The sequence below is a fragment of the Brevundimonas sp. genome, from assembly GCF_023259385.1.
In the GTDB taxonomy this organism is placed as follows: Bacteria; Pseudomonadota; Alphaproteobacteria; order Caulobacterales; family Caulobacteraceae; genus Brevundimonas.
In genome coordinates this window covers 1-14,044 of sequence record NZ_JAHFPF010000068.1, presented here as the reverse complement: position 1 = coordinate 14,044, position 14,044 = coordinate 1, and the positions used below count along the sequence as shown (strand labels likewise).

The following is a 14,044-nucleotide window of genomic DNA, read 5'->3' as shown; positions in this document are numbered from 1 at the left end:
GAGTTCCCGCTGGTCTTCCTGCCGGGCTGGGAGGAAGGCGTCTTCCCCAGCCAGCGCAGCATCGACGAGAAGGGCGAGAAGGGCCTCGAGGAGGAACGCCGCCTGGCCTATGTCGGCGTCACCCGGGCCAAGTCGGACGCCCGCATTTCGTTCGCCGCCAACCGGCTGGTCTACGGCCGCTGGACCTCGCAGCTGCCCAGCCGCTTCGTCGACGAACTGCCCCTCGACCACGTCGATCCGCAGTCGGACACCGGCTACTACGGCGCTTCGGGCGGGATGAAGGAGGCCAAGTCCCGCTGGGACGAGATGCCCACCTTCGGCAGCGGCTATTCCTCCCCCGGCTGGAAACGGGCCCAGTCGTTCACGGCCTCGCGCGCGCCGGCGGCCAAGCCCGCCCGCCACACCCTGATCGAGGGCGACGGCCGCCTGATCGCCACCGCCGACCCCAAGGCCGGCTCCGGCTGGAGCAAGGGCGACCGCGTCTTCCATCAGAAGTTCGGCTACGGCGCCGTCACCGGGATCGAGGGCAACAAGCTGCTGGTGGCCTTCGAGAAGGCGGGCGAGAAGAAGGTGATCGACACGTTCGTGGAGAAGGCCTGAGTCCCCGCCCATGCTGAACCGTCGCACGGTCCTCGCCGCCTCGATCGCCACCGCCGCGGCGCCGGCCCGGCCCGCCTTGGCGCAGACGTCGGCCGCCGGCTTCGTGCGGCGCGACGGGCCCCGGCTGACGCTGGACGGGAAGCCCTATCGCTTCGTCGGGGCGAACCTGTGGTACGCTGCCTGGATCGGGCATGAGGACCGGCTGGCGCGGGAGCTGGATGCCCTGGCGTCGGACGGGGTGAGCAACCTGCGCATCGCCGCCTCGGCCGAGTTGTCCCCGCTGAAGAACTCGGTGCGCCCGGCCTTCCATGACCAAGACGGCCGGTATGACGAGGCGCTGCTGACCGGGCTTGATCACGCCCTGGCGGCGATCGGCGCGCGGGGCATGAAGGCGGTGCTGTACCTGACCAATTTCTGGGAATGGTCCGGCGGTATGGCCGCCTATCTGCAGTGGACCAACGGCGGCCATTACATCGACGCCAACGACCCGGCGCATCCGTGGCCCGAATTCCCGGACTTCGTCTCCGGCTTCTATCGCAGTCCCGACGCCGTCGCCCGCTATCACGCCCACGTCCGCCGCATCGTCGGGCGGGTGAACACGGTGACCGGCACGCCCTATGCCGAGGACCCGGCCATCATGGCCTGGCAACTGGCCAATGAGCCGCGCCCGGGCGGATCCGGGGCCGTGGTCGACGGCGCCCTGCCCGACTTCCAAGCCTGGATCGCCTCGACCGCCCGCTTGATCAAGACGCTGGCGCCGAACCATCTGGTCTCCACCGGAAGCGAAGGGCTGATGGGATCAATGGAACGGCCCGGCCTGGTGCTGTCGTCCCAGGCGGACGACGCCGTCGACTACCACACCGCCCACGTCTGGCCCGCCAACTGGAACTGGCTGGACCGCGCCGACATGGCCGGCACCCACGACCGCGCCCTGTCGCTGGCCTCGGACTACGTCGCCCGACACATCGCGCTGGCGCAGCAGGCCGGCAAGCCGCTGGTGGTCGAGGAGTTCGGCTATCCGCGCAACGGCGACGTCTATGGCCTGGACGTCTCGACCAGCATGCGGGACGACCTCTACGCCCTGATCCAGGATGCGGTGATCGCCAGCGCGCGAGAGGGAGGTCCTCTGGTCGGCTCCAACTTCTGGGCGTGGAACGGCGAAGGCCGGGCCCGGCATGCCGACTTCCGATTCCGGACCGGGGACACGGCCTTCCTGGGCGATCCGCCGCACGAGCCGCAGGGCTGGTACGGCGTGTTCGACGATGACCGTTCGACCCGCGCGGTCATCCGCTCGCGGGCGGCGGCGCTGGCGGCGGTCTAGGGCTTCGCCCGTGCGCCGGCGGAGGGAGCGACGACGACCGGCGGGGCGGCCGGGCACTCGATCCGCGCGCACAGCTGACGCCGCATCTCTTCCTGCATGACCGGCTGGAAGCGCTGGATCATCTCGCCCGACTGCCGGGACAGAACGACCGTCTTGGCCATCAACGAGCGGCCGACCGGGCTTTCGTAGAAGGCGACCAGCTGTTCGAGTTCCTCCAGCGTGAACGCCTCCGCATAGATCTCGATGTTCGCCTCGACCATCTGCGGCAAGACGTTCCCGAACGCCTCCAGCGCCGCTTCGCGCAGGACCGGAATCTTGTCCTCCGGGATCCGGCCGTTCTCCATCATCGACGCCATCATGGATTCCATCATGACGTTCATCAGCTTGTCGAACTGGATGGCGTCGAAATACCGCCGGACCAGCGCGACCTTGGCCTGCTGTTCGGCGCCCTGGGCCGCGGCCGGAACCTGCGGCGCGGTCTGGGCGGCGACGGGCGCCGCCGCGCCGAGGACGACGATCGCCGCGAGGCAGGCGAGAGCGGATTTCGACATCATGGTTCCCCTGTTGACCCTGCCTTCCTAGCCGGGCCGCTTGTGTGAGGGAACCAGCGTCTCCCACGCCCCGACCGCCATCAGAACCACTGTCGAGGCGGCGGTCAGCAGCAGCGGCGTCAGCAGGGGCGCGGCCGCCGCCAGCGCGCCCAGCGCCGCCAGCCCGACCAGGCGCGAGCGCGGCCAGTGGCCCCAGACGGCGAAGATGGCTACGGCCGTGCCCGCCAGGAACAGGGCCGGCCCGCCCACCAGCACCCAGATCGCCGCGGCTTCCATGTGCCCGGACGGATGCATCAGCACCATCTCGTCGCCGACGGCGGTGACGACGATGCCCGCCACCACCGGGAGGGGGGCGTAGGTATAGGCGGCGCGGGCGATGGCGCCGGCGTTCTCGGCGCGCGCGATCACCTCCGACGCCGCGTCGTGCTTGGCGCTGAAGAATAGCCACCACATGGCGACCGTGCCGAGGAAGGCGCTGACGAAGGCCAGCACCGTCGTCGCGGTCCACGGCAGCTCGGCGAAGGTCGCGCCGGTGATGATGATCGACTCGCCCAGGCAGATGATGACGAACAGGCCCACCCGCTCGGCCAGGTGGGCGCCCTCGACGTTCCATTCGGTGGCCCGGCTGTGACCCAGCCCGGGGCACCAGAAGGCGGTCATCGGCCCGAGGAATTCCAGTGACAGGGCCAGCAACCAGAGCAGCAGCCGGGTCTGGCCGTCCGCCAGGCCGCCCGATATCCAGATCGCCCCGCCGACCGAAGCCCAGATCACGATGCGCTGGAAATTGGCCCGCTGGACCGGGTCGCCGCGCACCGCCCACAGGGTGAACAGGCCCCGACCGATCTGCAGCGAGGCGAAGGCGATCGCGAAGACCAGCCCCTTCTCGCCGAAGGCCTCGGGCAGGGAGGTGGACAGCACCAGCCCCGCCCCCATCAGGCCGAACAGCATGACCCGCACCAGAGGGCGCTCGGGATCCAGCCAGTTGGTGATCCAGCTGGTGTCGATCCACACCCACCAGACCGCGCCCAGCATGATCGCCGCCTGCAGGGCGCCCAGCCATGTCAGGTGAGCCAGCAGGGTATGGCTGATCTGGGTGATGGCGAAGACGAAGACGAGGTCGAAGAACAGTTCGACGAAGCCGACGCGCGCATGATGTCCATCACGGCGCCTGAGCAGCCCACCCGTCATTTCCCAACCCTTCCTTAAGCCTGAACGCCGACCCTGCATCGGTGCGCGAGTCCCGTCCAGAAACACTGTCGACCGATCCGGAACCCACCTGGTGGGAGATGGCGCTGTGCGTCGGGCTGATCGCCATGCTGACGGGGGCCCTGATCGGTCCGGTGTTCGCCCCGCTGCAGGAGGAGACGCCGCTGCTGCGCCTCGTCTGGCTGCCGGCCTACGCCGCCATCGCGGGCCTGATCCTGTACCGGCTGGACCGGGTCTGGCGCGCCTGGCCGGCGGCGCTGTGCCTGGCGATGCTGGTGGGGCTGTGCTTCGCCTCGAAATACTGGTCGATCGACTTCCACACCACCAGCCGCCGGGTGATCGCCCTGGCCATCAGCGGGGTGTTCGCCCTCTATCTGGGGGCCGCCTTCCGCGGGCCGCACCTGCCGCGCCTGCTGATGCTGTCCTGCCTGATCATGGCGGTCGGCAGCCTGGTGATGGTCTTCGCCTTCCCGGCCATCGGCGTGCACCAAGACGTCAACGCCGGCCTTTGGCGCGGCCTGTGGTACGAGAAGAACCAGATGGGCGCGGTCATGGTGATCGGCGCCACCGCCTCCGCCGCCTGCCTGGCGTCGCCCGATCCGCGCCGCCTCGCGCCCGCCGTCGCCCTGGCTCTGTCCAGCGGACTGGTGCTGGCCACCCAGTCCAAGACCTCCCTGCTCTGCCTGATGCTGGGCGTCGGGGTGGTGGCCGGCTTCTGGACCCTGCGTCGGGGCGGGGCCGCCTTCGCCGTGGTGGCGATCTGGACCGCCGTGGTGCTGTCCGCCCTGGGCCTGTGGATCTGGGAGACCCACTCGGTCGCGGTGCTGGAGGCGCTGGGCAAGGACCCGTCGCTGACCGGCCGGACCGACATCTGGGCCAGCCTGATGCGCCGCGTCGCCGAGCGGCCGTGGACCGGCTACGGCTACGGCGCCTTCTGGGGCCGGATGGGCGAATCCCCGCCGGCCGACTGGGTGCGCAAGGAGACCGGCTGGATCGTGCCCTCGGCGCACAACGGCTGGATCGACCTGCTGGTCCAGCTGGGCTGGCCGGGCGCGATCCTGGTCGGCGCCCAGCTGCTCCTGACCTTCGTCATCACCCTGTTCCGCAGCGCCGGATCCGGGTTGCGCGAGGGCTGGTGGGCGCTGGGATTCCTGGTCTCCTTCTTCATGCTCAGCCTGTCGGAATCGATCCTGCTGACCCACCAGAGCCTGCCGTTCGTGCTGTTCCTGGCCGTCATGACCCGCGCCATGCTGCCGTCGTCCACAGCCCAGGCGGCGACGCTTGCTCCAAAGCCCCGTCGGGCCTACCAGACCGGTCCCCGAATCGCCGCACAATCGCTGAATGGCCAACTCCGCCGACCTCCTTTCGCTGTTCGATGACGAGCCGACGCAGCCGCGTCCGGCCGAGCCCGCTCCCGCGCCTCAAGTCGCTCCCGCCCCGACACCGGAGGCCGTCGCGCCCGTGACGCCCCCGCCCGCCGTCCCCAAGCCCGCGGATGCGCCCTCCCCGGCCGCCATGACCGCCGCATCCACCGGCTACTCCGCCTCTTCGATCGAGGTGCTGGAAGGGCTGGAGCCGGTCCGCAAACGCCCCGGCATGTACATCGGCGGCACCGACGAGCGGGCCCTGCACCACCTGTTCGCCGAAGTCCTGGACAACGCGATGGACGAGGCTGTGGCCCGCCACGCCAAGCTGATCACGGTCGATCTGGACGCCGACGGCTTCCTGTCGGTCAAGGACGACGGTCGCGGCATCCCCGTGGACCCGCACCCCAAGCATCCCGGCAAGTCGGCGCTGGAAGTCGTGATGACCGTCCTGCACTCGGGCGGGAAATTCTCGGGCAAGGCCTATGAGACCTCCGGCGGCCTGCACGGCGTCGGCGTCTCGGTCGTCAACGCCCTGTCGGATCATCTGGACGTCACCGTCTGGCGCGACGGCTTCGAATGGAAGCAGTCTTTCAGCCGCGGCCTGCCGCAGGGCTCCATCGCCCAGGTCGGTCCGTCGAAGAAGCGCGGCACCCTGATCCGCTTCCACCCGGACGCGGAGATCTTCGGCGTCGGCGCGGCCTTCAAGCCCGCCCGCCTGTTCCGCATGGCCCGCTCCAAGGCCTATCTGTTCCGCGGCGTCGAGATCAAATGGACCTGCGCGCCCGAGCGGATCACGGATGCGACCCCGGCCAGCGCCCTGCTGCACTTCCCCGGCGGCCTGGCCGACGCCCTGTCCGAACGGATCGGCGAGATCGAGACCGTCACCCCCGCCTTCGCGGGCCGGGTCGAGCGCAAGGGCGAGGCCGGCGCGGTGGAATGGGCCGTCACCTGGTCGCCCATCGGCTTCGGCGAGGCCGACGGCTTCGTCAGCTCGTACTGCAACACCGTCTCGACGCCGGACGGCGGCACGCATGAGGCCGGCTTCCGCGCCGCCCTGGTCAAGGGCCTCAAGGCCTATGGCGAGCTGACGGGCGAGAAGCGCGCCACCCTGATCACGGCTGAGGACGTCATCGCCAACGCCGGGGCCATGATCTCGGTCTTCATCCGCAATCCCGAGTTCCAGGGCCAGACCAAGGACCGCCTGTCGTCGCCGGAAGGCACGCGCCTGGTGGAACAGCTGCTGCGCGACCCGCTGGACCACTGGCTGACCGAAAGCCCCAAACAGGCCAACACCCTGCTGGGCTTCATCATCGAGCGGGCCGAAGACCGGCTGCGCCGCCGCAAGGACAAGGAGGTCGCCCGCGCCTCCGCCACCCGCAAGCTGCGCCTCCCCGGCAAGCTGTCCGACTGCACCCGCCAGGGCGCCCACGGCACCGAACTGTTCATCGTCGAGGGCGACTCGGCCGGCGGCTCGGCCAAGCAGGCGCGCGACCGCACCACCCAGGCCATCCTGCCCCTGCGCGGCAAGATCCTGAACGTCGCCTCGGCCACCATCGACAAGCTGCGCCAGAACGTCGAACTGTCCGACCTGGCGCTGGCGCTGGGCGTGCAGCCGGGCAACCGGTTCAACATCGATGACCTGCGCTACGAGCGCATCGTCATCATGACCGACGCCGACGTGGACGGGGCGCACATCGCGGCGCTGCTGATCACCTTCTTCTACCGCGTCATGCCCGAGACCATCCGTCAGGGCCGGGTCTTCATGGCCCTGCCGCCGCTGTACCGGATCCAGGCCGGGGCGCTGTCCGAGTACGCCCGCGACGACGCTCACCGCGACGAGCTTCTGGCCACCGTGTTCAAGGGCAAGAAGACCGAGATCGGCCGGTTCAAGGGCCTGGGCGAGATGATGGCCTCCCAGCTCAAGGAGACCACCATGGATCCGAAGAAGCGCACGCTGGCGCGGGTCGAACTGCCCTCGGACGAGGCCGAGATCGAGGATCTGGTCGAGCGTCTGATGGGCAAGAAGGCCGAGGCCCGCTACCAGTTCATCCAGGACAACGCCCGCTTCGCGGTGGCCGACCTGGACGTCTGATCAGACCCCTGCCGTGGTCGCCGGTGCTTCCAGCCCCGCCAGCTTCACCTTCAGCTGATGGCGCAGGAACAGCAGGGCCACGACGGCGTGGATCAGGGCCGAGATGGCCGACATCCACCAGATGTGCTCCAGCCTGGCCCACGGCTGAGCCGAGATCCACACCGCGCCGGTGACGAAGACGACCAGCCGCAGCAGGCCGCCCGCCAGCGCCGGCCGGGTGTCGCCCAGCGCCTGGAAGGTCCCGGACGCGGTGAAGATCAGGCCGGTGGCGATGAAGTTCAGCGAGACGATGCGCAGATAGGTCGAGGCGACCTCGGCCACCGCCGGATCGGGGGTGAAGGGCGCCACCAGCCAGCGCGCCTCGAACAGGCACAGCGCCGTCAGCACCGCCATCAGGACCGAGCTCATGACGGCCGCGTCGCGCACCGTGCGCCGCACCCGGTCCGGCAGGCCCGCGCCGAAATTCTGGCCCGCGACCGGGGCGACGGCGAAGGACACGGCCATGGCCGGCAGGAAGACCGCCTGCATGACCCGCGAGCCGACCCCGAACCCGGCCTGGGCCTCGGCGCCGAAGTCGCGGATCAGGACGTAGATCACGCTCATGGTCACGAACATCAGCAGGAATTCGACCGCTGACGGCAGGCCGATGCCGACGATGCGGCCGATGACGGGGGCGTCGGGCCGCGCCAGCCGCAGCGGCGCCTGGATCAGGGTCTGGACCCGGCCGAACAGCCACACGGCGGCCGCGAAGCTGACCAGGGCGGCGATGGAACTGGCCAGTCCGGCTCCGAAGGCGCCCAGCGGCAGACCCGAGCCCCAGCCCGCGATCAGGATGGGCGCGAGAATGGCGTTCAGCAGCACCGAGCCGCTCTGCACCAGCATGGTGGGCCGCACCACGCCCGCGGCGCGCAGGGCCGAGGACAGGGCGCCGGTCGGGAACATCAAGGCCAGGGCGGGCAGGAAGCCGTACAGATAGGCGGTCCCCTGCTCCGCGGTGCCCGGGTCGGCGGCGACGGCCCGGATCGCCATGCCGCCGACGCCATAGCCGACCGCCAGCGTCAGCGCCGACAGGCCCAGCGACAGCAGCATCGACTGGCGATAGACGCCGTCGACCTGGGCGAAATCCTTGGCGCCGATGGCGCGGGCGATCAGCGACAGCGCGCCGACGCCGACCATCTGGGACGCCGCCATGGCCAGGAAGAAGACGATCCCCGCCAGCCCGACGCCCGCCAGCGCATCCGGGCCGATCCCGGCCACGAAATACAGGTCCACCAGATAGTAGAGGGTCTGGAACAGCAGCCCCATGCCGATGAAGGCGGCCATGCCGATCAGCTTTCGGCTGATGGAGCCCTGGGTCAGGTCGTGCTGCATGGTCGTGCGTTCCGCGCCGCGCATGGCCTATCCCATGACGAACGGCGGCGTTTTACCCGGACAATAACGCGCCCGTCAATATTACCCGGTATTTATTATATCAGCAGGTCGAGGCCGCGCCGTAGCGGCTGACCTGGCCATGAGCGCGCTCGCCCATCAGGTGCAGCAGGGTCAGGCGATCGTATTCGCAGTCCGGCATGTCGGCCGCCTCGGCATAGCCCAGCGCCCGGGCGATCAGCGGCACGGTGTTGCTGTGGCCGACGATAAGGACGACGGCGTCGGCGGGCTGGGCGCGGACCCGGGCGACGACGGTGGCGACATGGCCCTGGGTCCCGCCGTCCAGCGGCACGACGACCGGCGTCGCGCCGTGATGCGAGGCGGTCGGAGCGGCGGTCAGGGCGGTGCGCTGCAGGGGCGTGACCAGAATCAGGTCCGGATGGGCGTCGGCGAGCGCGGCGGCCAGCGCCCCGGCCCGCTCCGTCCCCGCCGCCGACAGCGCCGGATCGGCGCTCTGGTCGGCCTTCTCGGCGTGGCGGACAAGATAGACCGTCTGGGCCATGGCCGAAGTGGCGGTCAGCAGCGAGAGCGTGGCGGCGAGCAGCAGGCGTCTCATGGATGTTTCCCCGTTTTGCGGTGAGACTGCTCGCGCCCGTAGCCGCTGTCGAGCCTAGAGCGAAATCGGCTCAGATGCGATCGCATCTGAACTTGGATTTCACTCAACGTATTGATGCTGGGTCATTATCTGAGTTCGGATTGAGTCAATCCGAACCGACAATGGCCTAGTGCTCGGCCCAGTCGCCGGCCGGTTCGATGAAGGCGCGCTTCCCGCTGACGTCGGCGTAGGTCATGCACAGGTCCTCGAACACCCGGTTCCAGGCGAAGCGTTCGACGGCCCTCTGGCGGGCGGCGGCGCCCAGGGCCTCGATGTCGCGGGCGAACAGGGCCTCGATGGCCTCGGCGTAGACGCCGGGTTCGGCGGCCTTGGCCAGCTGACCGACCGAGTTGTCGACCGTCTCCTTGACCCCGCCGGCGTTGACCCCGACCACCGGACGGCCGCAGGCCATGGCCTCCAGCACGATCAGGCCGAAGGGCTCCTTGTCATTGGCGTGCACGAAGGCGTCGCACGAGGCGATGATCTTGGCCACCGCCTTGGGATTGGCCTCGTACGGCAGGGAGATGACCCGATCCTCGGCGGGCAGCCCCTGCCCCGCGCCGACCAGCACCAGGTGGTAGGGATCGCCCAGCTTCTGGACGGCCTCGATCAGCACATCGATGTTCTTCTCGCGCGCCGGACGACCGGCGAAGCACAGCAGACGGGCCGAGGCCGGCAGGTTCAGCTTCTTCAGCAGCCAGTCGCGGTCGCGGCGGTCCGGGCGGAAGGTGTCGATCTCGACGCCCAGGGGCTGGATGACGATGTCGCGGATGCCCGCTTCTTCCAGACGGCGGGCGATGTAGCGGCTGGGCGAGACGACGCGGTCGAACTGGCCGAACAGACGGGCCCAGCGCTTCTCCACCGGCTTCTTGGCCCATTCGCCGAAATGCAGCGCGGCCAGGCCGGCGGGATCCGAGTGGCAGAAGCCCACGACCGGACAGCCGGCGCGCTGGCCGGCCTCCAGGGCGCCCTGCCCCGGCGTATAGGGATCGCCCGCCTCGATGAGCGAGGGGTTCAGCGACGCGACCCAGGCCGCCCAGCGGCGCACCGAGGTCGGCCAGCGGTAGCCGTCGCCGAACGGCAGCTTGGTGGCGTGAAGCTGGATGATTCCGTCGTCGCCCGCCTTATGGTGCGCGCCCGGCACGACCAGCGAGTGGGCGACGCCGGGACGGTTGGTCTCCAGCCAGGCCTTCTTGGACAGCAGGTAGCGTTTCACCCCGCCCGACTTGGGCGCGTACAGCATGGTGGTGTCGACGAAGCGCGGACGCTCGTCCTCGCCCGCCAGCTTGGTGGCCTTCAGGGTGTCGGAGACTTCCTCGTCCCAGCCCGGGATCAGGCGCAATTCGCCTTCCTGGACCTCCAGACCCGCCAGACTCATCAGCTCCTGCTCCGCCGCGCTTACATTGGACGCACCAACGCGCTTGACCCGTTTCTGGATGCGGCGGGCCTTGCGGACCCGGGACATATGCGACTTCACCATGACGGGGCCGTAGCGCCGGTCGCGATCAAGCTCAAGCGCCGTCGTCAGAAGAGCGATCGTCCGCGGTCGGAACACCTCGTCTGGCGAGAGCTTCGCGCAACAGCACCTCGACCTGGGCGTTGACGGAACGCAGTTCGGCGGCGGCCAATTTCTCGACCGCCGCCATCACCCCCGGAGAGGCGCGCATCAGGAAGGGTTTCCTGGGCTTGCCGGCCATGATCAGCCGTAAAGCGTGCCGGTGTTGACCACGGGCTGCGCCTCGCGGTCAGCGCACAGCACGACCAGCAGGTTCGAGACCATCGCCGCCTTGCGGTCCTCGTCCAGATCGACCACGCCGCGTTCGCCCAGGTCGGTCAGGGCGGCCTCGACCATGCCCACGGCGCCCTTCACGATCAGGCGGCGCGCGGCCAGGACGGCCTCGGCCTGCTGACGCTTCAGCATGGCCCCGGCGATCTCCGGCGCATAGGCCAGGTGGGCCAGCCGCGCCTCGTCGATGGCGACGCCCGCCACCTTGACCCGTTCAACCAGTTCGTCACGCAGGCGCGCGGCCACGTCCTCGGCCACCGAGCGCAGGGTCATCTCCGGCGCCGCATCCTCTTCGCCGTGGTCGTAGGCGTAGTGCGAGGTGATGTCGCGCAGGGCGGTGTCGACCTGGATGTTCACGAAGGCCTGATAGTCATCGACATCGAACAGCGCCTGGGCCGAATCCTCGACGCGCCAGACGACGTTGGCGGCGATCTCGATCGGACTGCCGCGCTTGTCGTTCACCTTGAGCTTGTCGCTGGTCAGGTTTCGGACGCGCAGGCTGACCTTCTTGCGGCTGTACCAGGGCAGGACCCAGCGCAGGCCGGTCTTGCGGTCGGTGCCGCGATATTCGCCGAACAGCAGGATCGCCACGCCCTCGTTCGGCTGCAGCGAATACAGGCCGCAGAGCAGCAGCAGGCCGAGGACGGCCGCCAAGACGCCGCTGACCACCAGCGCGATATTGTCCGGGTCCAGCGCGATGCCGACGGGCCCGGCGATCATCATCGCCAGGCCGATCAGCAACATCAGCACGCCGTTGGCCGTGGACGCGGGGCGTTCCGTGGACTTCGAATGGGTGGTGGTCATAAGGCCCTCTCCTGAATCAATATAAAAGTGATATCACTTTGATCTCAGAAATAGCAATAGCCCCGCTTCCAAAGCGGAGCGCCGTCGAGGCTTCGGCCTTGCATTCGCCTCAAATTCGAGAAACTTGAGGCAGGCTGGCACGGTCCCTGTTAGAGGATCGCTGGCGTCTCTGGCGTGTCGTCCACAGGGGTTTCTCTCGAATGCGTATTCTACTCGCGACCGCGGTGGCGATCGCTCCCCTGCTGGTGGCTTCGGAGGCCATGGCCAACGTGGTGATCAACACCGCGCGGACCACGCCGATCCGGACCTCGACCGCGACAGGCACGACCGCCGATAACATCGAGATCGCCTCGGGCGGGGCTATCAACGTCACCACCGGCACGGCCGTGACGATCGATTCGAACCACAATTTCCTGGTCGCCACCGGCGGCGGGGTCAACATGGGGAACTCCGCCGACGGCTCGACGGGCGTTCTCGTCGGCCCCGGCGTCACCTCCAACGTCACGGTCAGCGGCCAGATCGTCCTCACGGATTCGATCAACGACTATCCGGACACCGATTCCGACGGCGACCTTGACGGTCCTTGGGCGACCGGGACCAACCGTTTCGGCATTCGCTACGCGGCCGGCGCGCCGGTCACGGGCGACCTGCTGGTGAACTCGGGCGGCGTCGTCTCGGTCGAAGGCAACAACTCCTACGGCATCTCGATCGAGTCCAACCTGATCGGAAAGCTGCAAAGCTTCGGCAGCGTCACCATAACCGGCGACAACTCGGTTGCGGTGCGCACCACCGGAAACATCAGCGGCGCGGTCAATCTGCTGGGCAACGTCTCGGCCACGGGCGCGAATTCCTCGGCGGTTTCCATCGGCGGAGATGTCGGCGGCCGCGTCAGCCTGCAGGGCAGCATCGCCGCCTCCGGCTACCGGTACACGACGCGAGGCTCCGATGCGTTCGTCGGGAAACTCGACGCGGACGACCTGCTGCAAGGCGGCCCGGCGGTGCTTATCGCCGGCAACGTCGCCGCCGGCGTCCTGATCGACCGGGCGCCGGTCGATACCGATCCGACCAGCAACGACGATGACGCCGACGGGATTCCGGACGCCTCGGAAACCACCGGCTCGGTCACCAGCTACGGCAAGGCCGCCGCCGTCCAGATCGGTTCGGCCTCGAGCTCGATCACGCTCGGCGTCGCCGGCGTGGGCGACAACGCCTATGGTTTCATCAACCGCGGCAGCCTTTCCGGCCAGGGCGTCTATGACGGCGTTACGGCCACGGCGCTGAGCATCGGCGGCAACGCCGGCCAGACGGTCACCATCAACGGCGGCGTCCGCAACGAATCCGCCATATCCGCGCTGGCCTTCGACGCCAACGCCACGGCCGTGCACCTCCAGGCCGGCGCCCAGACCCCGATGCTCTTCAACAGCGGGACGATCACCTCGGGCGTTTCCAGCAAGGTGGCCGCCACCGGCACCAGCGTCCTGATCGACGTCGGCGCGAACGTGCCGGTCTTCAACAACAGCGGCACCATCCTGTCGACCGCCGGCGGCGCGACCGTGAACACCTACGGCGTGCGCGACCTCAGCGGCACGCTGACCTCGATCACCAACACCGGCCAGGTGCAGACCAATATCTCGCCGATCAACGCCGGCGACACGGTGACCGGCCAACGCGTGGCCATCGACGTCTCAGCCAACACCACCGGCGTGACCCTGGTCCAGAACGGGACCCTCAGCACGCCGACGAGCGCGGATCCGGATACGGACGGCGACGGCGTTCCGAACAGCAAGGAACCCCAGATCTACGGGGACATCCGGTTCGGCTCGGGCGCGGACGTCATGGACATCCGAAACGGCATCGTCAGGGGCGACATGTCCTTCGGAGCCGGCGCAGACAGCCTGCTGGTGTCCGGCGGCGCCGACGTGCGCGGCGCCATTTCGGACACCGACGGCAATCTGGCGATCTCGGTCTCCAAGGGCGTCCTGGAAACCACCCAGACCAACACCCAGACGATTTCGAGCCTGAACGTCGGCACGGAAGGCAAGCTGGTCCTCACGGTCGATCCGCAGGCCAGCTCCAACGGCGGCCTCAACGTGACCGGAGGCGCGACCCTGAGCGCCGGCTCGCAGCTGGGCGTGCGCTTCAACTCCCTGCTGGCCGCGCCCACCCGGTTCAACCTGATCACCGCCGGTTCGCTGAACGCCGGCGGGGTCAATCTGGGCTCGCTGCAGGAAAACGCGCCCTATCTGTATGTGGTCGAAGGCGGCATCAATTCGGCCACCAACACCATCTACGCC

General features: G+C 68.9%; 12 protein-coding genes. 5 read left to right on the top strand and 7 right to left on the bottom strand.

From position 1 onward, the window contains the following. Together Q0C81_RS07135 and Q0C81_RS07130 are read left to right on the top strand one after the other, a co-directional pair. The coding region (locus Q0C81_RS07135; protein ID WP_291835620.1) for a 3'-5' exonuclease at nucleotides 1-600 on the top strand (600 nt) is incomplete at its 5' end. Between the two features lie 10 nt (nucleotides 601-610). Continuing rightward, nucleotides 611-1,921 carry a cellulase family glycosylhydrolase gene (locus Q0C81_RS07130; protein WP_291835618.1) on the top strand — a complete coding sequence of 437 codons (1,311 nt, stop codon included), beginning with the start codon at nucleotides 611-613 and terminating at the stop codon, nucleotides 1,919-1,921. Here the strand turns inward: Q0C81_RS07130 and Q0C81_RS07125 are convergent. Continuing rightward, on the bottom strand, nucleotides 1,918-2,472 hold the full coding sequence (locus tag Q0C81_RS07125) for a DUF2059 domain-containing protein (RefSeq protein WP_291835616.1): 555 nt from the start codon (nucleotides 2,470-2,472) through the stop codon (nucleotides 1,918-1,920). The genes Q0C81_RS07130 and Q0C81_RS07125 overlap by 4 nt on opposite strands. A gap of 27 nt (nucleotides 2,473-2,499) precedes the next feature. Next, nucleotides 2,500-3,660 (bottom strand): low temperature requirement protein A, encoded by a 1,161-nt coding sequence (locus Q0C81_RS07120; protein ID WP_291835613.1) that lies wholly within the window; start codon nucleotides 3,658-3,660, stop codon nucleotides 2,500-2,502. 41 nt (nucleotides 3,661-3,701) lie between these two features. On the opposite strand from Q0C81_RS07120, the gene Q0C81_RS07115 reads away from it, so the two are divergent. Next, nucleotides 3,702-5,057 (top strand): O-antigen ligase, encoded by a 1,356-nt coding sequence (locus Q0C81_RS07115; RefSeq protein WP_291835612.1) that lies wholly within the window; start codon nucleotides 3,702-3,704, stop codon nucleotides 5,055-5,057. Then, nucleotides 5,020-7,137, top strand: a complete 2,118-nt coding sequence (locus tag Q0C81_RS07110; protein ID WP_291835609.1) for a DNA topoisomerase IV subunit B — start codon at nucleotides 5,020-5,022, stop codon at nucleotides 7,135-7,137. The genes Q0C81_RS07115 and Q0C81_RS07110 overlap by 38 nt, the downstream gene beginning before the upstream one ends. Here Q0C81_RS07110 and Q0C81_RS07105 read toward each other — a convergent pair whose 3' ends face one another. From Q0C81_RS07105 to Q0C81_RS07085, 5 genes are all read right to left on the bottom strand, one after another. Then, entirely contained in the window at nucleotides 7,138-8,532 is a 1,395-nt protein-coding gene (locus Q0C81_RS07105; protein ID WP_291835606.1) for an MATE family efflux transporter, read from the bottom strand. It abuts the gene before it with no gap. A 76-nt stretch (nucleotides 8,533-8,608) separates the two neighbouring features. Next, nucleotides 8,609-9,121, bottom strand: coding sequence for a histidine phosphatase family protein (locus Q0C81_RS07100; protein WP_291835602.1), 513 nt, complete (start codon nucleotides 9,119-9,121; stop codon nucleotides 8,609-8,611). Nucleotides 9,122-9,287: 166 nt separating this feature from the next. After that, the gene (locus Q0C81_RS07095; RefSeq protein WP_291835599.1) at nucleotides 9,288-10,625 is read right to left on the bottom strand and encodes a glycosyltransferase; all 1,338 of its coding nucleotides are present in this window, start codon (nucleotides 10,623-10,625) and stop codon (nucleotides 9,288-9,290) included. 46 nt (nucleotides 10,626-10,671) lie between these two features. Beyond that, complete coding sequence (locus Q0C81_RS07090; RefSeq protein ID WP_291835598.1) at nucleotides 10,672-10,827, bottom strand: hypothetical protein; 156 nt, start codon at nucleotides 10,825-10,827, stop codon at nucleotides 10,672-10,674. A gap of 32 nt (nucleotides 10,828-10,859) precedes the next feature. Continuing rightward, nucleotides 10,860-11,750 carry an SPFH domain-containing protein gene (locus Q0C81_RS07085; protein WP_291835596.1) on the bottom strand — a complete coding sequence of 297 codons (891 nt, stop codon included), beginning with the start codon at nucleotides 11,748-11,750 and terminating at the stop codon, nucleotides 10,860-10,862. 200 nt (nucleotides 11,751-11,950) lie between these two features. Here Q0C81_RS07085 and Q0C81_RS07080 point away from each other — a divergent pair. After that, nucleotides 11,951-14,044 (top strand): autotransporter outer membrane beta-barrel domain-containing protein (locus Q0C81_RS07080; protein ID WP_291835593.1); only part of this gene is annotated, 2,094 nt, incomplete at its 3' end.

Excerpts from the sequence above, each read along its gene's own strand:
- Q0C81_RS07130 (WP_291835618.1), top strand. The coding sequence starts at position 611 with ATGCTGAACCGTCGCACGGTCCTCGCCGCCTCGATCGCCACCGCCGCG.
- Q0C81_RS07125 (WP_291835616.1), bottom strand. The coding sequence starts at position 2,472 with ATGTCGAAATCCGCTCTCGCCTGCCTCGCGGCGATCGTCGTCCTCGGC.
- Q0C81_RS07120 (WP_291835613.1), bottom strand. The coding sequence starts at position 3,660 with ATGACGGGTGGGCTGCTCAGGCGCCGTGATGGACATCATGCGCGCGTC.
- Q0C81_RS07110 (WP_291835609.1), top strand. The coding sequence starts at position 5,020 with ATGGCCAACTCCGCCGACCTCCTTTCGCTGTTCGATGACGAGCCGACG.
- Q0C81_RS07105 (WP_291835606.1), bottom strand. The coding sequence starts at position 8,532 with ATGCGCGGCGCGGAACGCACGACCATGCAGCACGACCTGACCCAGGGC.
- Q0C81_RS07100 (WP_291835602.1), bottom strand. The coding sequence starts at position 9,121 with ATGAGACGCCTGCTGCTCGCCGCCACGCTCTCGCTGCTGACCGCCACT.
- Q0C81_RS07095 (WP_291835599.1), bottom strand. The coding sequence starts at position 10,625 with ATGTCCCGGGTCCGCAAGGCCCGCCGCATCCAGAAACGGGTCAAGCGC.
- Q0C81_RS07090 (WP_291835598.1), bottom strand. The coding sequence starts at position 10,827 with ATGCGCGCCTCTCCGGGGGTGATGGCGGCGGTCGAGAAATTGGCCGCC.
- Q0C81_RS07085 (WP_291835596.1), bottom strand. The coding sequence starts at position 11,750 with ATGACCACCACCCATTCGAAGTCCACGGAACGCCCCGCGTCCACGGCC.